The organism is Myxococcus sp. CA051A, from assembly GCF_013336705.1.
Taxonomy (GTDB): Bacteria; Myxococcota; Myxococcia; order Myxococcales; family Myxococcaceae; genus Myxococcus; species Myxococcus llanfairpwllgwyngyllgogerychwyrndrobwllllantysiliogogogochensis.
Map to the genome: position 1 here is coordinate 251,317 of NZ_JABUMS010000002.1, position 22,845 is coordinate 274,161.

Below are 22,845 nucleotides of genomic sequence, written 5' to 3' on the forward strand. Positions count from 1 at the left end.
GAGGCAGGCGACCGACGCGGTGAGTCCGGGAATGGGCTGAAGCCTGGTTGCACCCGCGCCCGCGCGTCCCCATCGGTGTGAGGAGGTCTGTCGCCAGGACTGAAACAAGCGAGCCTTCCTGGGAAGGAAGCGTGGATGCGACGCATCGCCGACTATGCCCTCCTGGGTGACTGTCATTCCGCGGCGCTGGTGGGGCGGGATGGCTCCATCGACTGGGCCTGCTTCCCACGCTTCGACGCGCCTGCTGTCTTCTGCCGCATCCTGGACGCGCGGCGGGGCGGCAGCTTTGGCGTGTCACCCGAGGGCCCCTTCACCGCCACGCGCGCCTACGTGGAGGACACCAACGTCCTGGCCACCACCTTCACCACGTCGCGCGGAGTGCTGGAGGTGGTGGACTGCATGCCGGTGTCGCCCGGCGCGGCGGGCGGAACGAGCGTGAGCACGCGTCACGCGCTGCTGCGGCGCGTGCGGTGTCTCGACGGCGAGGTCCGGGTGCGCGCGGTGGTGGCCCCGCGCTTCGAGTATGGCGCCTTCGTCCCTCGCGTGCGGCTGACGTCATGGCGCACCGCGGAGGTCGTCGGCGGCGCGGACGCGCTGTGGATTGCCGCCACGCATCCGCTCATGGCGCATGAGTCCGCCCTGCGCGCCCGCTGGACGCTGCGCGCGGGAGACGAGGCGTGGATTGAAGCCGCGTGGACGCCGTCCTTCGTCGAGCGGGTTCCCACGGACGCGCCGGCCCTCGACGACTTCCGTCGCCGCCTGGAGGACACGCTCACCTTCTGGCGGACGTGGATTGGCCGCTGCGAATACACGGGCGAGCACGCAAGGGCGGTGCGGCGCTCGGCGCTCACGCTGAAGGCCCTGACGTACGCGCCCACCGGGGCGCTCGTGGCCGCGCCCACCACGTCGCTGCCCGAGGAGCTCGGGGGCTCGCGCAACTGGGACTATCGCTTCACCTGGTTGCGGGACGCGTCGCTGACGCTCATCTCGCTCCTGGTGCTGGGCTACCGCGAAGAGGCGGATGCCTTCCGGTACTGGCTGCGGCGCACCAGCGCGGGGCGCGCGGAGGACGTGCAAATCATGTACGGCATCCAGGGCCATCGCCTGATGCCCGAGGTGGAGCTGAGCCACCTGTCCGGACACGCGGGCTCGCGCCCGGTGCGCATCGGCAATGGCGCGGTGAAGCAGCTCCAGCTCGACGTGCCTGGAGAATTGCTGGAGGCGACGTGGCTGTATGCGCGCGCGGGCGGGCCGGTGACGCCGAGCAACTGGGCCTTCCTCTCCGGACTCGTGGAAGAGGTGTGCCGACGCTGGCGACTGCCGGACCAGGGGCTGTGGGAGATGCGGGACGCGCCTCGACACTTCATCCACTCGAAGCTCTTGTGCTGGGTGGCGCTGGACAGGGGGTTGCGACTGGCGCGGGAGCGAGGACTGCCGGTGCCGCTGGTGCGCTGGGCTCGGGAGCGCGAGGCCTTGCGTCGCTACCTGATGGAGTGCGCGGCGGACGGCTGGTTTCCGCAGTCGCGGGGCTCGGACGTGGCGGATGCGTCCACGCTGCTGGTGCCGGCCCTGGGCTTCCTTCCCCTGGCGCATCCGCTGGTGCGCGGCACGGTGCGGCGGGTGCGCGAGCGGCTGGAGTCCGGTGGCCTGCTGTACCGCTACCTCGCGCCGGACGGACTGTCGGGCGGAGAGGGCGCCTTCCTGCTGTGCTCCTTCTGGTTGGTGGATGTGCTGGCCCATGAGGGACGGCGGGAGGACGCGGAGGTGCTGCTGTCGCGGCTCTTGGGACTGGCCAACGACGTGGGGCTGTACGCGGAGGAGGCCGTCCCGCTCACCGGCGAGGCGCTGGGAAACTTCCCCCAGGCCTTCACGCACATGGCGCTGGTGTCTTCCTGCGCGCAGCTCTCCGCGGTCCATGCGCTGGAGCAGCGGCGCCCGCCCGAGCAACCTCGGGACTTCGCGGCCGTGGCCCTGGAGCACCTCCTGGAGTCCCGGGGCAGGCTGGGGCGGGAGGCCGCCGCGGCGTTGCCCTGGCCGCTCGAGCCAGACGCGGTGGCCACCCACTGAAGAGGGCGCTTGTCCGGACGCCCGCATGGCATCCGAGCGGAGAGGTCAGGCCCGTGGTCGCTCGCCGGAGCGTGTCCATCTTCGCCCTGGGGAGGTGCGCATGGTCGTCGGCTTCATGGCATCGCGAACGGGGCGTTGGCTGCGAATCGTGACGGGCTCCTGTCTGGTGCTGGGCGGGTTGCGTACCGGGACGGCCCGGGGCGCCGCGGTGGCCCTGCTGGGCCTGGGACCCCTGGTCGCCGCATCACTGGACCTGGTGTTGCTGGGGCCCCTCTTCGGGCTTCCCATGCGCGGCTCGGACATCCGCCGCGAGCTGGGCGTCACGGGAGAGGCCTCGCTGCTCAACGGCCACCGGCGCGCGTCCTCGCGCTGCGTCTCGATGACGCTCCACTGACGATCGGCCCGCGCGCCGTCACGGTGACGGCGCGTGGGCGCTCAGCTCTCTCCCACCCGGAATGGGATGTTGAGCGTCCCCAACGACTCGCCGCTGTTCGCGTCCACGGGTCGCGCCTGGAGCACGACGCCGTTCTCCCGGCCGGTGACGACCTGGAAGTAGATGAAGCCCTGTACGGTGCCGCCGTCCGCCAGCGTGCCCTCGGGCAGGGACTTCTGGAGCATGTCCCGCGTGGGCAGGGGCTCCTCGCATTGATACGTCGTGTAGGGCCCCGGGTAGTACGGGCCATAATATGGGTAGAAGGGACTGCCCCACGCGCCTCGCGGTCCGTAGCTCCAGTTGCCGGTGCGCCATGCGGGCCCCGCGCCGATGTACACCGCGCCGCGCCCCGAGCCTCCCGTGCCCTCCAGCGTCCCCTCCATCGACGAGGACGACGCCACCGGCTGTCGCAGGGTGAAGGGTGGCAGCGCGGAGTAGCTGAAGCGCGACTCCGTGCCGACGAGCGAGAAGTCCTCGTAGCGGATGCGCAGCGTCCTGCCGCTCTGGTTCTCCAGTCGTACGTAGACGGGCGTGAGGGCGCGCTCCAGGTTGGAGGGGCTGCCCTTCCACGCGGCGCCATCCGCCACCAAGGTCACCCCCGAGGACTCCGCGACGGCGGTGTCCTTGTCTCCCTGGAGGACCTGGGCTTCCATCGAGGGTTTCAGATTCGATTCAGTGACACAGCCTGCCGCCAGCAACATCGCGGCGACGGGCACGAGCGAGCGCATGAGATGCCTCCTTCTGTTCGAAGGTAGGCAGCGGCAAGGCACGCCGAGCACGCGTGAGCGGCGCCACCCCGGCGCGTCGCCAGGGGGCGCGGGGCCTCACTGTTCGGCAGGCGGGGTGACCTCGGCGGCGGCGTGCGGCCAGGCGGGCGAGGTGAGCGCGCTCCAGTCCTGACGCCGCGCCCAGTCCTCGAAGGTGTGCCAGCGCAGGTCCGGATAGCTGTGGCGCAGCGTGAGGATGTCCGCGTGGTAGCCCACCCGGTCCAACCACTCGTACATGGTGGCCAGGTCCTCGCTGCGCTCGCGGATGAAGTCCAGCGGGAGTTGCTCGAAGTGGATGCGATGGCCGCTCACCATCGACAGGAGGCCCGCCGCCTGCTGGCCCGTCACCTCGTCCGACGCCACGTCGATGCGCTGGTCCGCGTGGCGCTCCGCGTCCTCCATCACCCGCGTCGCGAAGGCGGCCAGGTCGTCGGTCGTCACCATCTGCAACCCGCGTGAAGGGGGCAGCCCGAAGGCGAGCACTCCCGCCCTCAGTCCCTCCTCGAACATGGGGCTGGTGAAGTTCTCCATGAAGAACGTGGGCCCCAGGATGGTGAAGGGCAGGCCACTGCGGCGCACGTGCAGCTCCACCCGGTGCTTGCTGTCGAAGTGGGGGATGCCCGTCAGCCGGTCCGCTCCCGCCACCGACGCGTAGACCAGGTGCTTCACCTCGGCGAGCCGCGCGGCGTCCACCTGGTTCATGCCGTGGCGTATCTCCGCCTCGACACCTGATTCGAAGGGCGTGGCCATGGCGTAGAACGCATCCACGCCGCTGGCGGCCCGGGCGAGCGTGTCCACGTCGTCGAAGTCACCCACGGACAGCTCGGCACCCAGGGACTCCAACGCGCGCGCGGAAGGGGAGTCGGGTTGGCGGACGTAGGCCACGACGCGGTGTCCCCGGTGAAGGAGGTAGCGCGCCACGGCGCCGCCCTGCCGACCGGTGGCGCCTGTGACGAGCACGGAAAGGGAGTGAGCCCTGGGCATGTGTGAACCTCGCGACAGACAGGTCTGCTGGATGTCGGGAAGTTGGGGACGATGGGTGTGTCTGGCGAGCGTGGGAAAGGAGCCGCCCATGCCCACGGCCGGGCCCGCCGGGCAGGGGGGCAGGCGGGCCCTGGACGTATCCGCCGTGAAGTCCTCGCCCCGTGTGCCCCTCGCGCGTGCCATGTTCCCGCTCGCCCATGAGCAAGCGAGACAAACCGCAGGACTCCGAGCTGGTCGAGGCCGCCCGCTCCCTGGACGAGGGACTGGAGCGATTCGAGGCCCTGGCCCAACAACTCCAGGACGCGCCCCTCCAAGCGGAGAAACACCTGGAGCGAGCCTCCGCCACCTTGAAGGCCCTGGCCGACATGGACGAGCAGTTGCGGGCCCGGGTCAGCGCCCTGGTGGGCGCCATCTCCCAGGTGCGTGACAGGCAGCAGGCCCAGGCCGAGGCCGTGCACGTGCGCGCGCAGGAACTCCAGGCGCGCACCGAGACCTTCAAGGACCTGCTGGTGCGCTACGGCGGCCTGGGGCAGAGCGCGGCGGAGCTCAACGTGCGGATGCAGGAGTTCGCCACGCAGCGCCAGAACGCGAAGACGCCGGAGGAGCAGGCCGCGCTGGCCGTGACGTTCCAGTCCCTGCAGGACCGCATGTCCGAGGTGGCGGACGAGGCCCAGTCGTTGAGCCAGGCCGCGGAGCAGAGCGAGTTCAACGACATCGCCCGGCAGGCGGACTCCCTGCGTCAGCAACTGCTGGCCGCGCGCAACAAGATGACGTTGCTCCAGAAGAGCTTCAACGGAGGCTGAGCCGAGGGTGTGGCTCAACTGAGGTACGTGGGGGCGAACTCGTCCGGACTGTCGATGGGACGTCGCCCCGAGAAGCCGTCGTACATGCCATGCCAGTGCGAGACGGCGGACTCGCCGATGCGCCAGCACAGGTACACCGGCTCGTCACCGCGGTGGGCTCGGAAGTCGACGAGCCCCTGCGCGCCTTTGATTTCCAGGCCCATCTCGTGGAAGTGGTGCAGCTCGGTGCGGACCCTCTCCAGCAGGGCGTCGCGCTCCTCGCGCAGCGCCTCCTGATTGGACAGGGCCTTGCCCTCGGGGGTGCCCAGCGTCTCCACGAGCTGTTGCACGCGCTCCACCCACGGGCGGATGTGCTCGAAGGTGCGGCTCAGCAGGGGCACCAGTCGGTTGGCTTCGTCGACGCTGAAGTAGCGCATGGCCGTGGAGCATGCAGGGGTCTGCCACGCCGCCGCCATCGCTCGTTTTCCGGAGCGCGGACAACCGCACGGAGTCGGCGGGCGTGTGGAGACGTGTCGACGCTCAGCCGCGCAGCAGGGAGGTGTGGTTGTCCTGCAGCCAGCGTTGGGCGGTGTCTCGCAGCGGGAAGGTGTCTTCTTGCTGGAGGAATGCGGGCGAGTGGCCTGGGGTGCAGCGTCCCTCGGCGTCGAGGTTGGAGCCGCCCTCTTCGTGGAGGTCGGCGTGCAGCATCGAATGGAAGACGAGGTAGTCCACGACGAAGGCGGGGACGTGGGGGCGGTCCAGGGCGGGGTGGATGCGGATTTCCCGCAGCCGCGCGTCATAGCCGCCCAAGTGGATGGTGCGCCGGCGACCCTTGGAGGGGCGTCGCGCCCAGCCGATGTCCACGCGCACGCGGCCGTCGAACCAGTCCGCGTTGAGGCGTGACTGCACGGCGCGCAGGTCGTAGCAGCGGCCCCGGGTGCGCAGGGCCTTGCCGGGCCGCCGCTCGCGGCGCACGAGTCCCTGGCGTTCGCGGGCGTAGGCTTCCAGCAGTTCACCGGCGCTCGCGTCGGACCGGATGGCATAGCGGGCGATGGCGCGCACGACGTCGTCGGGGGCTTCGAGGAAGAGGTGGTGCACGCGCAGCCGCAGGCCCTGGGCGACGCGGCGGAAGCTGACCAGCGTGGCGCGGTTGTCGGTGAGTCGAAGGTGGACCGGTGCGCCCAGCTCCACGGCCAGGCGGCGCGCGAGGCTCGCGGCCTGGAGCAGCGCTTCTTCGCGCTCGGGCAGGCGGCGCTCGGGGGCGGGCTCGTCGTGCTCGGAGAAGAGCGGGGCGGTGGTCGCCTCGACATCCTCGGCGAAGCGAGGCGCGGGAGCGGGCTCGTCGCGAACGGGAAGTGCCGCCGCGCGCCGTTGCTCCTCGCGACCTGGTCGCGCGGTGGAGGCTGGCTTCTGCGCGCGGCCGGGCTGAGGCGTCGACGCGGGCCGTTCGGTCCGCACCGTGTCGAACAGCCCGAGCTGTGAGGGGGGAACTCCCATCGCTACCGGAAGGTATGCCTCCGGAGGGGGAGGTTTCCAGAGGAACGCTCGTCCGCCCGGTCACCATCCGACACGCGGGCTCTGAAGGAGGGCTGTCCCATCACGTCTGACGAGCCGTCTCGGGGGCTTGCTGCCACGGTCCCCTAGCCACGGGCGCGGAAGGGGCCCTTCACTTCGTACGTCACCCCGCGCCTGTCCGAGCCGCGCTGGGAGCTGAAGTACAGCCGCTTGCCATCCGGGCTGAACGCCGCGCCCGCGAGCTCCGAACCCGCGTGCCCCATCACCTGGAGGAACGGCGTCACCTTCCGGTCCGGCGTGAGCAGGCACATCTGCAAGTCATCTCCGTCCTCGCAGATGAACAGCTCGCGCGCCCGCGACACGGTGACGTTGTCCACGCCGCGCAGGGGCGCGTTCGGATACGTGGCCGCGTCGTACAGCACCTCCAGCCGGCCCGTCAGCGGCGTGAGCGCCCACACGCGGTTGTCGTGCTTCGTGGTGAAGTACACCACGCCGCCGTCGTACCAGCAGCCCTCACCACCCGGGAACGCGGTGGTCTCCCTTCCCGCCGCCTGCATCGCTGCCGGAGCCTGGGGCGACACGGGCACCCACTGCACCTTCACTCCCGTGCGAGGGTCTCCCGTGACGCGAGCCGCCTCCAGCGTGCCCTCCTCGAGCGAGGGCCACTTCGCCGAGGTGAAGCGGTAGAGCCGCCCCGTGGGCGTGTCCTCCGTGAGGTACAGCCGCCGGCCAATCGGGTCCACCGCCACCGCCTCGTGCGTGAACGCCCCCAACGCGGGCCGCGCGACGCCCTGTCCCGGTCGTGAAGGCTCACACTCCCAGACGAGCCCCCTCGGGTGCTCCTCGCAAGACAGCCAGGTCCCCCACGGCGTGGGGCCTCCCGCGCAGTTGACGTGGGTGCCGGAGAGGATGCGCCAGGCGCCCGTGACGTTGCCCTTCGCGTCGAAGCGCACCGAGGACACACCGCCATCCGGGGTCGTCTCGCTGTTGCACGCATAAATCCAACCACCATCCGGCTGGGCGAAGCAGGCGCCCCCATCCGGGGCCATGTGCCACGCGTAATCCGTGCCCGGCACCACGTCTCCACTCCGGGCAATGACGCGGGACGTGAAGCCGCGCGGCAGCCGAAGCCCCTGGGCATCCGGGCTGTCCGCCAGCGGCCCGTAGGGGCCCGCGCCGACGCTCGGTGTGGCTGGCGCGGCGTACACGTTGCGCCAGAAGCCGAGGCTCCCCAGGGCCAGCGTGCTGCCCCCCAGGGCGGAGAATCGCAGGAAGTGACGGCGGTGCATGGCCCGCGTTGTCTCGCAGGTCCCGCCTCAGGGGAAGCGCTTCGGAGTCATGCTCCGGTGGGCACCGCGCCCGTGTCATCCCGCGTGGTGCCTCCCTCCACCCCAGGCAGCCGGGCTCAGCGGCCCGGTTGCAGGTAGCTCACGCGGAAGGACTCCTCCACGGCGCGCTCGGTGATGTGGGCCTCCACCAACTCGTAACCCATCAACGCGAAGATGCGCTCCCGGTAGAAGATGGGGCGCGCGTTGCCGTACCAGTCCGTGCACGATTTCGTGCACGCGTCGTCGCCCGTCTCCACCGAAGCGCCCAGCGAGCCCAGCGTCGTCAGCTCCAACTCCGGGTCCACCCGCACGAAGGACACCTCCGCGGAGCCGTAGCGCAGCGAACTCCAGGCCCCACCCTGGAACCGCAGCGGGAGCCCCATCACCCCGCCCCCCGAGCCGTCCGGCTTGAAGAAGAAGCCATGGCTGCGAGACTCGCCCTGCTCGGCGCCGGGGCGCAGCAGCGTGCCTCTCAGCTCGGGCCCACCTTCCCCGAGCGCCACGGTGGTGAGTCGCAGGCCCAGCGTGTTCTCACCCACCACCAGCGCGCTGCCCGCGCCCAGCGGCTCCAGGCGCGTCACCGTGTGGCCCAGGGACAAGCGATGGACATCCCAGGGCGCGCGCACGTCCGTCACCCAGACCGCGCGCTCGCCCGCGGTGGTGCTGTCGTCGTAGGCCTCGCCCGAGCCCCACAGCACGTGGTTGCCCACGAAGCGATTCTGGAGCGTGCCCTCCTGGGGGCCGGGGAGCGTGGTGAAGTCCTCGGGGCGAAGGCTGGTCAGCTCCAGGGAGAACGCGTCCAGCGGCGCGCGCAGCAGCGCGAAGCGGCCGTCGCCCGGGGTCAGCTCGGGGCCCCACATCGAATCGCCCTTGCCCGTGGCCACGAGCAGCGCATCCAGATGTCCATCCTCGTTCTGCCGGAAGGAGAACTGGTCCACCGGGCCGCCGCGCGCGCGCAGGGCCCCAGGCTCGCCTCCGTCCAACGGCAGCCGGTACACCACGGAGTCACGCGGCGTCTTCGAGTCGGTCCGCTCACCCTCTACCGTCCACGACTCGTAGCCCGGGTTGACCCAGAGATACACCGCGTCGCGAGACACGTAGAAGGTCCGCGCGTGCGGCGCCATCAGCGCGGTCGCGGTGCAGGTGAACCCGGGGGCGTCCAAATCACAGCGCACCACCGTGTGCAGGATGGGCCACAGCGTCGTCTGCACGGGCTTGAAGACGTCGCCGCGCGAGAGGAGGGGCCGCCGTGGCGACGTGTCGTCGCCGCGCAGCCAGCCATGCGTGGACGGAAGCTCCATCTGGTCCACCGAGGCGCTATTCCAACCCAGGCTCAGGTAGTACGGCATGTAGAAGACGAGGGTGCCGTCCACCAGCCGGCTCGCGTAGTTGCGGCTGGAGTAGTAGTCGCCGGAGTGCATGAAGTGCGTGCCCTCGTGGGTGAGCACTCCCGCGTCATCCATGCGGAACAGGCCAATCTCCGTGGAGTACTCGGCGTAGCTGTAGCCGATGACGATGATGCGACGGCCATACACGAGCATCTCGTCGTACCAGGTGCCGCGGCTGAAGCCCGGCGCGTGGGCGTCCACCTGGCTCACCGGCTCCAACGCGCCCTCCGTCTGTCTCACGGTGAAGAGCCGGCCCCGGCGCAGCACCACGAACCAGTCCCCCACGGCCTTGACGATGTCGCCCTCGTCGACGCCAGCCTCCTGGTTGTTGGTGATGGAGGGCTCATCCGTCCCAGGCGCGGGCGGAGGAGAGACCGGGTCGGAGCTGGCGCCGCCACAGCCGACGACGGGGCCTCCGCCAGTGGACAGGGAATCTCGAATCGCCAGGAGCAGCTTCGCGTGTTTGTCGAACGCCTGCTCCGACCCGAAGCGCTCCAGCCGCGTGAAGGTGATGGCCGCGGCTTCCTCACGGGTCATCGGTCGGCGCTTCGCGGGACAGGCCGAGACGACGAGGACGAGCAACAGGCCCGCGAGGAAGTGATGTCTTTGGAGGCGGGGTGGACGCATGGGGTCCAGTCCCAGAGCAAGGCGCATACCAGGGGTATGGGCTCCTTCCTCCGAGGGAAGCCTCCCCCCACGGCTGCCTGGATGGCGAGTAAGCGCGACGCGCGTGTCAGGGGTGAAGCGGGCTCACGACTCGCGGCACAGCCGGTCCACGCGGCCCAGCAGGGTGGGCAGCCGGGAGGGGCCGTGCATGCGCTGGACGAACTCAGCGGCGGTGGCGGAGCCCAGGCCCACGGCGCTGACGAAGAGGGGCCGCTGGCTCTGGCCGCGCAGCACGGGCAGGGCGACGTCGCTGGAGTGGAAGGCCGTCTTGGCCACGCCGATGACGGGCACCGCGCGGCCGAGCGCCTCGTACAGGTGCGCGCCCAGGCCGGGCTTGTCCTGGCCCAGCCACACGTAGCCGTCGACGATGATGGCCTCCAGCGGCTCCGGCACCAGGGCGAGCACGCGCAGCAGGTGAGGCAACTCGCGGCGGTAGAACTGGCCGGGCTCATATGCCGCCGCGGGAGGGCCCCGGTCCACGTGGTGCGCGGCCTCCGAGGCATCGGCCCAGTCGCGAAACACGACGCACGCGGCCACGGTGACGTCATCGCGGTAGTCCACATCCACGCAGGCGAGCATCATCATCTCCTCGGGAGCACGGCCCCCGGCGGACGCGGAGGCGTTCGGTCGGCTGACGTCGTGCGAAAGGGCCTCAGTCGCCCGTGTACGCCGCCAGGTCCACCTGGGCGGCGCGCAGTTCGTTGAGCACCGCGTTCGAAGGCCACGCGATGGTGCGGTAGCGCGGCGGCCACAGCTCCGGCATGAACGAGAGGTATCTGGAGGCGATCCGCGTCACGTCGGGATAGGCGACCATGAAGAAGTCCTCCTCGCCCGCCTGGATGGCCACCACGTCCGTCACCGGCAGCAGCGTCTCCACGTCCTTGCTCCAACTGGACCAGCTGATGGGCCGGTTGTCCTGCTCGCGGACCAGGACGCCGAAGCTGGCGACGAACACGTCCACGTCTTCCGCCGCGTGCTGGGCCTCCAGCAACTGCTTCTGGGTGGCGTACTCGCCCATCGCGAGGCGCAGGTGGCCCCGGCGCACCAACTGCGCGAACTCGTCGTTGCCGGCGAGCCGGTAGGGCACCACGTGCCCGGCGTCGTCCACGGTGTAGAGCGCGGGGGAGATGCCGCGAGTGCTGGCTTCGTGCTCGCGCTCGGCGAGCGTGCACAGTCGCTTGAGCAGGGCCGGGTCCCCGTCACCCGCGATGACGAGCGTGGAGCGCGTGGGGATGATGGCGATGGGGCGGCCATTCACGCGGGGGGTGAAGGACGCGAGGAAGCCCGGGTGCAGCAGGCGAGAGGCCTCATAGGTGTCATTGGAGTCCACGGACCACAGCGGGCTCGGATTCTCTTCTTGGAGCTCCACGCCGGACGCGTGGATGCGGTCCAGGTTGGCGAAGGCCGCCTTGAAGGCCTTCGCCTCGGAGACGCCCCACTCCTTCAGGTGGTCGTGCTGCACGTACATGGTGGCGTCGGGCAGGTCCAACACCAGCAGCTCGCGCAGGAAGGGGATGGTGCGGCGCTCCACCATGGGGCGCGGGCGGGACTCTCCCGGTGGCGCCATCAGGCCGAACGTCGCCGAGCGCACCACGGGCAGCAGCCTCTTCCGCGCCTCCTTCCACGAGAGCTTGTCCCTGCTCTCCCCGGCGAAGGCCGACAGGAAGCGGCCGATTTGCTGGGCGCGCTCATCGGGAGACACCTCGCGCGTCTCCGCGAAGAGGTTGTCCAGGTACATCTGGACGGCTTCCCCGTTCTTCAAGAACCGCAGGCCGTAGTCATCCGGCAGCCGCGTCACTTCCGTCACCGTGGGGACGGCCTTCAGCGCCGCCTCCATCTCGCGCCACAGGTACTCGCGCGGGCTCACCGTCTCGGGCGGGCTCTTCGATGACTCCGAGCCCGCCTTCTCCAGACCGAAAAGCTTCTTCCAGAAACCCATGCGGGCTTCCTTACTACAGCACTACAGCCCCAGGTACGTGAGCAGTGCTCCCATATCCGCGTCTGAGAGGGATTCCAGGCTGTACGCGGGCATGTTGCCGCCAATGTGGAAGAACTGGCCGTGTCTCACCTTCTCGATGACGACGAGTGAGTGAGGAATCCCTGGAAAGAGCTCATCATAGTCATGCGTCACTTCCGGGAGGATGGAGGCCATCTCCGTCAGCCGCCCCTCGCCGGTGTGAAGCGCGCCGTGACACTCCTGACACGCGGCTTGATACACCACCTGTCCGCGCTCCAGGCTGCCGCGAGGGACCTCCTGGATGTCCTTCACCACCGTGTAGGGCAGCGCGGGGGCCTGGGCATCCGGGCTGATGCTCACCAGGTACTCATACAGCGCGCGGCTCTGCGGCGAGTCCTCTGGCAGCTTCTGCACGCCGCGCATGAAGCTGACGTAGCAGAAGTTCACCGCGTCCAGCAGGTTCGTCTCGTAGCCGCCCCACCAGTGGGGGCGCGAGGCCACGTTGTAGAGCGTGTAGCCGGAGTCCATCCGCCCGTTCAGCGGCGTGGGCGTCGTCGCGTGGCACGTCGCGCAGGAGAAGTCGTTGAACTGGCTCTCCGAGAATCGCGCGTCGCGGAACAGCAGCTCTCCGTACTCCGCCGCGTTCACCGGCTTCGCATCGTCACCGCATGCCGACGCGAGGGTGACGAGCGCCACGAAGGGCAGCACCTTCCAGGCCGTGTGGCTCATGGCTGCCCCCGCAGGATGCTCACCGAGTCGGGAAAGATGCCGACCCGCACCGTGTTCACGACAGTGCCCTGCGCCAGATTCACCGAGTGCAGCGTTCCGGGACGCACGTGGTCTCCCTCGCAGACGACCAGCGCGTGGCTTTCGTCCGGGGTCAGCTTCGCCTGGTGTGCGTTGAGACAGCCCGCGGGCGCCAGGTCCACCTCGCGACGGATGAAGCCCGTGGCCGCGTCGATGATGGCCAGGGCCTCCACGCCTTGATACGGCATGTACAGCGTCGCCCCGTCCGCGCTGATGTCACCGAACATCGGCGAGCCCGCGAGGCGAATCGTCCGGGCCGCGTTCATGGCGTGCGTGCGCGCCTCGAGCACCTGCACCTCGCGGCTGCTCATCGAGCTGACGAAGACATCTCCCGTGGTGGGCGACATCGTCAGCGCGTAGGGCTGGTGCCGGGGCGCCGTGGCGGTGCCCGCGTTGTTGGCCACCTTCACGCGAGGGGCCTCCGTGGTGGGCGCGGAGAGGTCGACGATGGCCACCTCGTCCGACCAGCAGGCGATGTAGGCCGTGCGCTCGTCGGCGGACAGCCGGATGGCGTGCGGCGCGGGGCACACGTCCACCATGGCTTTGCGAGTCATCGTCTTCGCGTCGATGATGGCCAGCCGCGCGTACATCTCCCGTTCAGTGCCGCCGCGACGCGCCACCTCCGCGATTTTCAGCGTGTCGAAGTGCGTCTGGTACAGCGTGTTCCCGTCCTTGCTGACGATGACGTCGCCGGGGTTGGGGTCCACGCGCACCGAGCCCACCAGCCGGTTGTCGCGCGCGTCCAGCTTCAGGCAGTAGCCATCATCCGCGCCGCTGCCGTGCGCGCCGTGAGGACCGGAGCCTCCGCCCGGCACGTAGTTGGAGATGCCGACGTAGTAGTGGCTCCCGTCCGGCGACACGGCGGTGTGGTGCGGCCCTTCCAGCTCCACCGGGTTGAGTCCCACCGGCACGCGCGCCAGCTCGCGCCAGCCCGGGGTCGTCGCGCCCTCCAACTCCAGCAGGCTCAGCGTGTCGTCCAGGCTGTTGGTGATGATGACGCGTCCACCGGGCCCGGGAGGCGGCACGCCCGTGCCCGTCACCCACGGCTCCGGATGCGCATACTCGAGGCCTTCGGGCGGCTTCACGCCGTCGAAGGGACTCGAGTCGTCGCTGCAGGCCGCGAAGGCGAGCCCCAGCGCGCAGACCCACGCGTGCTTCATGGTGCCTCCTGGATGCGGATGGTGACGGGCTGGGCCAGACGGTAGGGGCCCTCGGTGATGCGGTTCTGGAGCAGGTACGCGCTCACCACCTGGACGGAGAGGTCCTGTCCCGCGCTCGCCTTGAGCGTGTCCCAGGTCGCGGCGTCGAGCTGCCACTCCAGGTTCGACGTGAGCATCTCCACCGGGCACTCGCGCCCGGGCACGGTGACTTGCACCCAGTGGATGTCGCCGGTGAAGGGCGGCAGGTGAGCATGGGCGGTGGGCAGCACCCACTCGCCGACGCGCGCAAGCATGGAGCGGGCCGTGTCGAAGGGGCTCGCGGGGGACACGGGCCGGGGCAGCGCGCTGGCCAGGGACGAGGCCCACGTCCACTTCGGCGGCGCGTCGTTGACCGAGTACGTGGTGCCCGTCGTGGGCAGCGCGAGCTGCGCGGCCTCCGTGCTGTCCGCGGGCTGGTCCTTCGCGTCGACGAGGGAGCGCCACGCCTCGTCGGTGGCGTCACCGCCGTAGAGGGGCTCGCCGCACTTCGACTCAGGCTCCCCGTCGTCGCCACAGGCCGTGGCCGTCAGGGAGAGCAGGGCGACCAGGGAGGAGGTCCAGAGCGGCTTTCGCGAAAGGGGCTTCATGAGGGGACCTGTTCAGTTCTGGCGCCGCCGACCACGGCGCAGCAGGGTGAGGGTGGAGAGCAACAGCAGGACGGGCACCATGTTCCCACCCATGGCCCCGCATCCGCCCGAGCCCTTGGGGGTAGGCAATGGTTTGGGAGTGGAGCCCGCGTCCTCGGGGGTGCCGGCGTCCTCGGGAGTGCCCGCGTCCCCGGGAGTGCCCGCGTCCTCGTCGGGCTCCCCGGGGGGCCCTTCCGGGTAGAGCGGCGCGCCGAGCTGCTCCGCGAGCTGCGGCCACTGGCTGGGGCACAAGTCTCTCACGGGGGTGCCCTTCGGGCAGTGGTGCGTGCCCTGGATTTCGTAGAGGCCGAACAGGGGCTGCCAGGTGTCGCCCTCGTCGGTGCTGCGCGCCAGCGCCCAGTCATGCAGCCAGGTGGAGCCGCAGCCGTAGAGCGTCTGCCCGTCGCGCAGCACGCACGCGTTGCCCGTGGGCAGAGAGAGCATCTGCAGCGGGCCGGTGGAGGGGCCCCGGAAGAAGTGGTTGAGGGTGCCCACCCACGCCGTCTTCCCGTCGGCGGACAGCTCCATGTTGATGAAGACGTCGTTGATGGTGGAGACGATGTTCAGCGTCTGGCCCGCGTCGTCGCTGCGCAGCAGGTACGTGGCGCCCTGGGCGGACACGCGCGCCCACAGCACGTCCGCGGACGTCGGGTCCGCCGTCTCCACGAGCAGGTCATACGGCAGCATCAGCTCCGGCAGCGGGTGGGCCACCTCGGTCCAGGTCTCGCCCGCGTCATCGCTGCGAAAGAGCAGCAGCTGGTTCTCCGCGTTCTTGCCGCTCACGTAGAGGCGCTGGGGGTTGGCTGGGGACACGCGCACCGCGTTGAGCACCAGGCCCAGGCGCATGAGCGGCGAGGGGGCCCACGTCTCACCCCCGTCGTAGGAGCGATAGACGCCGTTGGGCCTGCCGTGGCGGGAGGTGACGACGTAGAGGATGCGGTCGTCGGTGGGATGCGCGGCCAGCCCCGCCACCCAGGTCTCCTTGAAGTAGGGGTGGGTGTTCCATACGCAGCCGCCGTCGGGCGAGCGCAGGAGCGCGCTGCCGGTGGCCGCCACGATGTCGCCCGCCTCGCGCCACAGGTAGGCGTTGGGGCTCCATCCGCCGTAGCCCATGGCCGTCGGGCATATCCACCGGAAGGTCTTCCCGCTGTCGCGCGAAATCACCGCGCCGAACGTCGCGCCCAGGAAGAAATCCTCCGGGTGACCTCGGCGGAGGGTGACGTTGGAGGTCTCCGGCAGGCCCGCGTGCGCTCGCGCCGTCCCTCCGACACCCAGGACCCACAGGGTGACGAACAGGCTCCAGCGGCGCATGTGGCGAGTCGTCATGATTCGGGCTCCAGGGGGTATGGGGGGCGGCCCATCCCGGACGATAACGCCTGGACGGCCGACATATAGCGGCGGGCCTTGGATGGACGGGTGTGGCGCTTCGCCACATGCGCGGAGTCCTGCATCCACCACTTCCACGCCGGGGGTGCGGGGGGCTCGCCTCCTGGCGGCCGGTCTGCTACGGACGCGGGAGACTGAGTCGCAGGGGGGAGCACGACATGGCGGGGGCCGCGAAGGTGTCCGACCTCATTCTGGACGAGGGCGCCAAGGGATGGAGTGTGCCCGTGGGAGGCCCGGGCCGTGCGGTGTGGGAGGCGCTGATGCAGGCAGCGGTGGATGTGGCGGTGCGGGCCTACGAGGACCTGTCGCCGGTGCAACGTGAGCGGGTGCTGGAGGAGTCCGGGAACGTGCCTGCCCAGGCGCGCTCGGCCCTGGTGGACGTGCTGCGGCGCGCCCGGGACTTCGCGGGCGCGGCCCGTCTCCTGGAAGCCCATGGCGCGGACGCGCAGGCCGCGGCGCTGCACGAGCAGGCGGGCGCGTTGATGCTGGCGGCCGAGGCGTGGCTGCGCGCGGGTGAGAAGGCGCGCGCGGCGGCGGCCTTCGAGAGCGCGGGTGCGCTGGAGCGGGCCCTGGAGCTGTACCGCGCGCTCGACGCGCGCGAGTCCATGGCCCAGTGCCTCACCCGACTGCAGCGTCCGCTGGAGGCCGCGGAGCTGTACCACGCGCTGGGCTACGCGCACGCGGAGCTGGAGGCGCTGCGCGGCGTGCCGCCCGAGCATCCTCGGCGGCGCGAGGCGGTGCTGCGCATGTGCGCGCTGCTCGACGAGCAGGGCGAATCCTGGCGCGCCCTGGTGCTGCTGGCGGATGCGCGGCAGGAGTCCGCGGACGCGCGCGCGGACGAGGTGCTCCAGGCGGAGCACCTGCGCCTCTTGCGTCACCTGGGCCTGGGGGACGGCACGTCCTCGTCCCACGAGTCCGCGCCCGTCACGGAGCGGGCGAGCGCCGCGCCCGACGGGTACGAGTACCTCAAGGCCATCCCCATCTTCGGCGAGCTGGCGCTGGAGGACCTGAAGGACTTGTTCCGCATGGCGCAGCAGGTGGCCATCCCCGAGGACACCACGGTGCTGGAGAAGGGCGCGCGGGGCACGGGACTCCTGGTGCTGCTGGAGGGCACGGTGGACGTGTCCAGTGGTCCGGGCCTGGACGCTCGCCGGCTCAACACGCTGGGGCCGGGCGCGTGGCTGGGGGAAATCAGCCTCATCCTGGATGGTCCCACGTCCGCGCACGTGCGCTCACGCTCGGCCGTCCGGGCACTGAGGGTGACTCGCGCGGACTTCCAGCACTACCTGGCCACGCACGAGGCCGCGGCGCTGCGCATCTACCGGCTGTTCACCCACAACCTGGCGGAGCGGGTGCGCGCGCTGAGCGCCTAGGACCCGGGGTGGCGGTAGGATGGCGGGATGGCGGACATGCGTGGCGTGGGGAAGGCGCGGGCCGTGGAGCTCGCGAGCCAGGGGAAGCTGGAGGAGGCGCTGGGGGAATACCAGGGCCTCTTGAAGTCCTCCCCTGACGACGCGGACGTGCGCCAGCGGGTGGCGGAGTTGCTGGAGTGGCTGGGCCGGACGGCCGACGCCGCGGCGGCCCACGAGACGGCGGCGCTGGCGTGGGCGAAGGTGGAGGAGCCCCTGCGCGCGGTGGCCGCGTGTGTCGCCCTGTCCCGGCTGGGTGCGTCCGACGCCGCGAAGCTGCGGTGCGCGCGGGCGCTGGCCGAGCGCTTCGCCCATTGTCCGGGGGTTGTCGCGGAGCGCCCCGTGCCGCTGTTCTCCCGGTTGAGCCGCGAGGACTTCGTGGCGCTGGTGGGCGTGCTGGAGGTGCGCGCCTTCTTCCCGGGCCAGGCGGTGGTGGAGGAGGGCGCGGCGGGCGCGTCCATGTTCGCGCTGGTGGAGGGCCGCGCGGAGGTGGTGCGCGCGCTGGAGGACGGTGCGCGCGGCGTGGTGGGCACGGTGGTGCCCGGGGACTTCTTCGGAGAGCTGGCGCTGGTGTCCGAAGGGCCCAGGCTGGCCAGCGTGGTGGCCACCGAGCGCGCCGTGCTGCTGGAGCTGACGCGCGCGAGCCTGACGGCGGTGGCCGTGCGTCACCCGGGCGTGGGCGAGGTGCTGGAGGACTTCTACCGACGGCGACTGGTGGACAACCTGCTGCGCAGCAATCCGCTGCTCAGTCGGCTCACGGCGGAGCAGAAGGCGGCGCTCTCCCACGACTTCATGCTGCGCGCGGTGGCGCCCGACGAGGTGCTGCTGGCGCAGGGCCAGCCGGGGGATGCCTTCTACGTGTTGCTGCGGGGCCGGTGCACGCCGTGGCTGGAGCAGCCGGGTGGGCGGCGCATGCCGCTCACGGAGCTGCGAGAGGGGGATGTGTTTGGTGAAATCTCCCTGCTCTTGGACAAGCCGGTGTCCGCGACGGTGCGCGCGGACGTGAAGGGCGTGGTGCTGCGGCTGCCGCGCGCCGCCTTCGAGAAGCACCTGCTCAGCCAGCCCGGCATGAAGGGGCTGCTCATGCGCATGGGCACGGAGCGGCTGCAGAACTCCGCGCGCGTGCTGGCCTCCGGCCGCGTGCTGCACGACGGGGATTTGCGCGTCTGAGCCGGGCCGTGGTGCGTGCCCTGGAAATGACAACGCCCGGGCTCCCATGAGGGAGACCCGGGCGTTTGGGACTTCCGGCTCGCGGTGAGGCGGGCCGGAGGTGTCAGCCGACTACATCGAGTAGCCGAGCGTCAGACCGAACACGTGCGCGGAGCCGTTGTACGTGCCGGAGATGCCCGGCGCGGAGCTCTTGTTGTCGGCCAGGCTGACGAACTGGTAGCCGAAGTCCGCGCGCAGCGAGTTCCAACGGTAACCCGCGCCCACGGAGACGCCGAAGCGGTCCGCGTCCGGGAGGTCCGGGGTCAGCGTGCCGCCAGGACCCGGAGCCGGGTCCAGGATGAGGCCGGCGCGGACCTGGAGAGCGGGCGTCACGCCGTACTCGGCACCCAGGTGGTAGTTCCACTTGGCGCGCCAGCGCTTGGGCAGCGGGTTGTTGATGGCCGGGTTCTCCGGGAACTCGATGGCGAGCTCCTGGAACGAGGACCAGTCCACCCAGTTGGCGTCGAACGCAATCGTCAGGTTCTCCAACGGGGTGACGGCCAGACCCCACGCCACCGTCGCGGGCAGCGTGACGTCACCTTCCACCGGACCGTCCGGCAGACGCGACTGGAACTCCGCGGGCACGTTCTGGAAGTCCGCGTTGCCCTTGAAGGTCAGGTCCGCGGAGCTGCGGTAGTGCAGGCCCATGGTGACCCACTTGGGCAGCAGCACCGCCTGCACGCCCAGGTTGTAGCCCACGCCCCACGACGCGCCGCCCAGGTGCACCTGGCCTTCGCTTTCGACGAAGCCCAGCGCGCGCTTGAGCTCCAGCGTGCCGCGGTAGATGTTCAGACCCGCGCCGACGCGGAACCGCTCGTGGAGCTGGTACGCCGCGGTGGGGTTGATGTTGTAGACGGCCATGGCCGACTCCTGGGCCTTGAAGCGGCCCACGAAGTCATCCACCCAGCGGCTGTTCGCGCCGAACGGCGTGTACACGCCCACGCCGACCGCGAAGCGGTCGAAGGGCTTGTACACGGCGAACAGGTGCGGAGGCGGCGACAGCGTCGTCTTCTGGCCCTGCTCGGTTCCGTTCACCGGGGTGAACTTGATGCCGGGGAGGATGCCGGTGTCGCCAATCTGCACGTCCAGCTTGTTCACACCCAGGATGTTCGCGGCGTTCGAGTAGATGGCGGACGAGTCGTCCAGCCACGCGGCCGCCGCGTTGCCCATGCCCGTGGAGCGGGCGCTCTGGGTGTTGATCTGGAAGCCGGCGGCCTGGGAGGAACCCGCGGCCAGCAGCGCTACGAGGGACAGTGTCTTCTTCATGTGAGTCATTCCCCTGAGTCCTGTCCGTTACGGAGTGGCCGCGTCGCCCGTGTTGAAGAAGTTGACGACCTGGGCCTGAGCCGTGTCGCGCACGGACTTCAGGAACGGGTTGCCCGGGTCAGACGGGTCGGAGATGAGCAGGAACACGTGGCGCGTCTGCGTGGGCAGCAGGTCGACTTCCGCCATGTAGCTCTGCACCGTGCGGGTGCTGTCGCGGTTGGCCGCGGCGATGAGCCCTTGCGTCACGGGGTTCGGAATCACCTCGTCACCCTCGATGTACTGGATGAACGCCTCGCGCTCGGCGGGAGCACCCTCCAGGTTCTCCAGCTTCCAGCCGTAGTTGCGAGGAGCGGCCGGGTCCAGGATGGTGCGAGCCAGGACGATGAACTCGTCGAAGGCCGGGGTGCCGGAGACTCGGCCCACGGACTCCAGGAAGCCCAGGAAGCCCTCGCGGCGGGCGACGAACGTCGGGTTGACGGACGTCAGGAGGGTGTCCACCAGGTCACCGCCCGGGACGTTGAGGACGGTGCGGCGCACGCGCGTGTTGACGGACGCGGACAGGGCGCCCTGGAAGCCGCCCAGGCTCTGACCCACGTAGTCCACCGTGGCGGCGTTGAGCGTGGCGCCCGGGACGACGGTGCCCAGCTGCGTGCGCAGGCCGTCGCTGGCCAGCACGCGGGTGAGCTGCGAGAAGTCCACCACGTGGTGGCGGAAGTTGTCGCGCGTGGCGAACAGGTTGGTGAGGTTGAGGAAGTTCCAGCTGGAGACGAGCGGCGGGGACGATGCGGACGCGCGGCGGAAGTCGCCGCCCTCGCACTTGGCCGTCGTCACGCTGCACACGCCCTGGCCGGCAGCCTGGCACGCCAGGTCGCCACCCGCCTGCGGGTTGCAGGCGTTGGGCGACGCGGAGATGCAGCGGCCGTACGTGGGGCTGTTGGCCGTCACGTCACAGGTGGAGCCGGTGGCGCAGGCCTGGTCCGGGGTGGTGATGGCGCCCAGCCCCGACGCGGCGGTGATGCCCGCGCAGCTGGTGCGCTCGCCGTGGAGCACGGTGTCCATGGCGGCCACCGCGTAGCCAGCCTCGTTGAGCTTGTTGACGATGGGGAGCACGGAGGTGCGGTTGCTGCCCAGGCCGTGACCGAAGACGACGACCTTGTAGCCGGTGGCCGGAGGCGCCGAGGCGGGCAGGAACAGCCAGAACGGGATGTGGTCCAGGCGCGTGGGACGCAGGGGGTTGAGCGCGCCGTTGACGTCGTCCAGGAGGATGGGCGACAGGAACGCGCCGACCAGGGCCTTGCCCACGTGCGGGTGCTCCAGGCCGTTGGCGTCCATGGCGCCGGTGAGCTGGGCCGTCTGGTCCACCATGTACAGCGGCGTGGTGGGCACCGGGGTGGGCGCCTGGTTGAGCTGGGCCAGCACGGTGTGGGTGCTCTGCGTGGTGAACGTCCACGCGAGCAGCACGTCCTTGCGTTCAATCTTGAAGTTCGCGGCCAGGCTGTCGAACAGCGGCTTCATGCCCGCGCGGATGGGCTCCAGCGCGGCGGCGGTGCCGTCCGGCACCGCGGCGACCTGGCTCTTGCCGTCGACGAACAGCGGCGACGACAGGCGCATCAGGGCCTGGGGACCGGTGGCGGCGACGAAGTTGCCCTTTTCGTCCTTGGCGCCACGCAGGAGGATGACCGCGTACTGGGTGGCGGGGTCGAGCGGAACCTCGGGGATGATCTGCAGCTGCTGGGGCGCGGGGTCCGCGGCGCTGCCATCGCGCTTCCGGCTGGAGGCGCAGTTGAGGCACACCTTGACCTTGGGCGTGGTTCCGCCCGGAGTCAGCTTGACGAACAGCAGCTCCTTGCCCAGCCGGACGGTGTTCATGTCCAGCTTGGCGTCATTGTCGATGACGCCGCGGGTGGCGCTGTTCTCGGAGATGATGGTCGCCGTCGTGGACCAGCCGTCCAGGGTGTTCAGGCCCTTGATGAGGTCCTGCACCGTGCCGGCGGTGGGGGGCACGGGCAGGCTCAGGTGCGCCGCCGCCGTGGCCGTCTTCGGCGTGCGCAGCAGGTCGTTGGGGAAGGGGATGGTGCTGGTGCTCGGATCGAACGTCGCTTCCGGCTGGTTCAGGATGGAGAAGGTCCACGCCAGGACGATGTCGTCGCGGTTGACGGAGAACTTCGCCGACACCGCGTTGAGGACGTCCTTGTAGCCCAGGCGCAGCTGCTCCAGGCGCTTGGCGCTGTTGAGCTGGTCCGCCAGGCGCTCGGCCGGGTCGGTCTTGATGGACGGCAGCAGCTCCGTGTTGAGGCGGCAGTCCGGGGACGCCAGGTCCTGACCAGGACAGGTGACGAGCGGCTCGCGCGAGCTGGCGAAGGACCAGGTGGCCGAGGCGATGATGGGCTTGTCCTGGTTGGTCCTCACGCCATCCTTGCCACCGATGATGGCCACCGCGTAGCGGCCACCCTTGGGCCAGCCCTGCGGCTGCGGCGGGATGACGGTGATCTGGTTGGTCTCCGGGCGGTAGCCGATGGTCGCCGTGACGGGCTTCGCCAGCTCCGTGCCCTCGTAGAGGTCGATGACCTTGACCGTGTCCGAGTTGACCGTCGCCGGGTTCAGGTCCTTCACCAGCGTGGTGGCGATCGCGGACGTCGGGAAGCCATTGAGCGTGTTGAGGTAGTCCCGGGTGAACTCCTGCTCGGCTGCCGGCGCCTTCGGGTTGATGGGCGCCGCGACGATGTTCGAGCCATCCGGCAACTTGGCGATGGCCAGGTCATTCGGAGACGGCACGACAGCCGGAGACGCCGAGGGGTCGAACTCCGCCACGACGACATCCGCCGCGTTCGGAGGTGGGTCCTGCGCGATGTCTGGATCACACGCTACCGTGCCCAGGGCCAGGGCCCCGAGGAACAACGCCTTTTTCATGGGTACAACCCCCTCCGAGTCCAGGTTTGGACTTCAGGACTAGGTGACAGTCGCGTGGCGTACCACGTCCGTGGGTTGGCCGGAAGCGACGGGACTTGACGCGTTGTGTCACTCATGCATCAGCGTATGCGGGAGTGGCACAGACT

Annotated in this window: 19 protein-coding genes; 5 read left to right on the forward strand and 14 right to left on the reverse strand. The window is 70.3% G+C overall.

Features of this window, described 5'->3' with window-relative positions:
- Nucleotides 1–135 precede the first annotated feature (135 nt).
- Both HUA74_RS06475 and HUA74_RS06480 read left to right on the forward strand, forming a co-directional pair.
- Nucleotides 136–2,067, forward strand: coding sequence for a glycoside hydrolase family 15 protein (locus tag HUA74_RS06475; protein WP_174453838.1), 1,932 nt, complete (start codon nucleotides 136–138; stop codon nucleotides 2,065–2,067).
- Between the two features lie 100 nt (nucleotides 2,068–2,167).
- Nucleotides 2,168–2,461, forward strand: coding sequence for a hypothetical protein (locus tag HUA74_RS06480; protein WP_174453839.1), 294 nt, complete (start codon nucleotides 2,168–2,170; stop codon nucleotides 2,459–2,461).
- Between the two features lie 41 nt (nucleotides 2,462–2,502).
- Here HUA74_RS06480 and HUA74_RS06485 read toward each other — a convergent pair whose 3' ends face one another.
- On the reverse strand, nucleotides 2,503–3,228 hold the full coding sequence (locus HUA74_RS06485) for a hypothetical protein (RefSeq protein ID WP_174453840.1): 726 nt from the start codon (nucleotides 3,226–3,228) through the stop codon (nucleotides 2,503–2,505).
- Nucleotides 3,229–3,324: 96 nt separating this feature from the next.
- Nucleotides 3,325–4,251 carry an NmrA/HSCARG family protein gene (locus HUA74_RS06490; RefSeq protein WP_174453841.1) on the reverse strand — a complete coding sequence of 309 codons (927 nt, stop codon included), beginning with the start codon at nucleotides 4,249–4,251 and terminating at the stop codon, nucleotides 3,325–3,327.
- A gap of 197 nt (nucleotides 4,252–4,448) precedes the next feature.
- Here HUA74_RS06490 and HUA74_RS06495 point away from each other — a divergent pair, with 197 nt between their 5' ends.
- A complete protein-coding gene (locus HUA74_RS06495; RefSeq protein WP_141640413.1) occupies nucleotides 4,449–5,054 on the forward strand; it encodes a hypothetical protein in 606 nt (201 codons plus the stop codon).
- Between the two features lie 14 nt (nucleotides 5,055–5,068).
- Here the strand turns inward: HUA74_RS06495 and HUA74_RS06500 are convergent, their stop codons facing one another.
- From HUA74_RS06500 to HUA74_RS06545, 10 genes are all read right to left on the reverse strand, one after another.
- Nucleotides 5,069–5,509: a DUF2203 domain-containing protein gene (locus HUA74_RS06500; RefSeq protein WP_254624955.1), complete on the reverse strand. Its 441-nt coding sequence runs from the start codon at nucleotides 5,507–5,509 to the stop codon at nucleotides 5,069–5,071.
- Between the two features lie 64 nt (nucleotides 5,510–5,573).
- The gene (locus HUA74_RS06505) at nucleotides 5,574–6,530 is read right to left on the reverse strand and encodes a hypothetical protein (RefSeq protein ID WP_174453842.1); all 957 of its coding nucleotides are present in this window, start codon (nucleotides 6,528–6,530) and stop codon (nucleotides 5,574–5,576) included.
- 143 nt (nucleotides 6,531–6,673) lie between these two features.
- A complete protein-coding gene (locus HUA74_RS06510) occupies nucleotides 6,674–7,837 on the reverse strand; it encodes an alkaline phosphatase PhoX (protein WP_174453843.1) in 1,164 nt (387 codons plus the stop codon).
- A gap of 116 nt (nucleotides 7,838–7,953) precedes the next feature.
- Nucleotides 7,954–9,891, reverse strand: coding sequence for a beta-propeller domain-containing protein (locus HUA74_RS06515; RefSeq protein ID WP_174453844.1), 1,938 nt, complete (start codon nucleotides 9,889–9,891; stop codon nucleotides 7,954–7,956).
- 123 nt (nucleotides 9,892–10,014) lie between these two features.
- Nucleotides 10,015–10,512, reverse strand: coding sequence for an endonuclease V (locus HUA74_RS06520; RefSeq protein WP_254624956.1), 498 nt, complete (start codon nucleotides 10,510–10,512; stop codon nucleotides 10,015–10,017).
- Nucleotides 10,513–10,582: 70 nt separating this feature from the next.
- On the reverse strand, nucleotides 10,583–11,869 hold the full coding sequence (locus HUA74_RS06525) for a DUF1444 family protein (RefSeq protein ID WP_174453845.1): 1,287 nt from the start codon (nucleotides 11,867–11,869) through the stop codon (nucleotides 10,583–10,585).
- A 21-nt stretch (nucleotides 11,870–11,890) separates the two neighbouring features.
- The gene (locus tag HUA74_RS06530) at nucleotides 11,891–12,616 is read right to left on the reverse strand and encodes a c-type cytochrome (RefSeq protein ID WP_141640419.1); all 726 of its coding nucleotides are present in this window, start codon (nucleotides 12,614–12,616) and stop codon (nucleotides 11,891–11,893) included.
- A complete protein-coding gene (locus HUA74_RS06535; RefSeq protein ID WP_174453846.1) occupies nucleotides 12,613–13,854 on the reverse strand; it encodes a YncE family protein in 1,242 nt (413 codons plus the stop codon). Before HUA74_RS06535 ends, HUA74_RS06530 begins: the two co-directional genes overlap by 4 nt.
- Nucleotides 13,851–14,480 (reverse strand): hypothetical protein, encoded by a 630-nt coding sequence (locus tag HUA74_RS06540; protein WP_141640421.1) that lies wholly within the window; start codon nucleotides 14,478–14,480, stop codon nucleotides 13,851–13,853. Before HUA74_RS06540 ends, HUA74_RS06535 begins: the two co-directional genes overlap by 4 nt.
- A 12-nt stretch (nucleotides 14,481–14,492) precedes the next feature.
- Nucleotides 14,493–15,845, reverse strand: a complete 1,353-nt coding sequence (locus HUA74_RS06545) for a hypothetical protein (RefSeq protein ID WP_174453847.1) — start codon at nucleotides 15,843–15,845, stop codon at nucleotides 14,493–14,495.
- A gap of 218 nt (nucleotides 15,846–16,063) precedes the next feature.
- Here HUA74_RS06545 and HUA74_RS06550 point away from each other — a divergent pair, with 218 nt between their 5' ends.
- Together HUA74_RS06550 and HUA74_RS06555 are read left to right on the forward strand one after the other, a co-directional pair.
- Nucleotides 16,064–17,278 carry a cyclic nucleotide-binding domain-containing protein gene (locus HUA74_RS06550; protein ID WP_174453848.1) on the forward strand — a complete coding sequence of 405 codons (1,215 nt, stop codon included), beginning with the start codon at nucleotides 16,064–16,066 and terminating at the stop codon, nucleotides 17,276–17,278.
- A gap of 27 nt (nucleotides 17,279–17,305) precedes the next feature.
- Complete coding sequence (locus HUA74_RS06555) at nucleotides 17,306–18,484, forward strand: cyclic nucleotide-binding domain-containing protein (RefSeq protein ID WP_141640424.1); 1,179 nt, start codon at nucleotides 17,306–17,308, stop codon at nucleotides 18,482–18,484.
- Nucleotides 18,485–18,595: 111 nt separating this feature from the next.
- On the opposite strand, the gene HUA74_RS06560 is transcribed toward HUA74_RS06555, so the two are convergent.
- Together HUA74_RS06560 and HUA74_RS06565 are read right to left on the reverse strand one after the other, a co-directional pair.
- Nucleotides 18,596–19,789, reverse strand: coding sequence for an OmpP1/FadL family transporter (locus HUA74_RS06560; protein ID WP_174453849.1), 1,194 nt, complete (start codon nucleotides 19,787–19,789; stop codon nucleotides 18,596–18,598).
- Between the two features lie 27 nt (nucleotides 19,790–19,816).
- Nucleotides 19,817–22,699 carry a hypothetical protein gene (locus tag HUA74_RS06565; RefSeq protein ID WP_174453850.1) on the reverse strand — a complete coding sequence of 961 codons (2,883 nt, stop codon included), beginning with the start codon at nucleotides 22,697–22,699 and terminating at the stop codon, nucleotides 19,817–19,819.
- Nucleotides 22,700–22,845 lie beyond the last annotated feature (146 nt).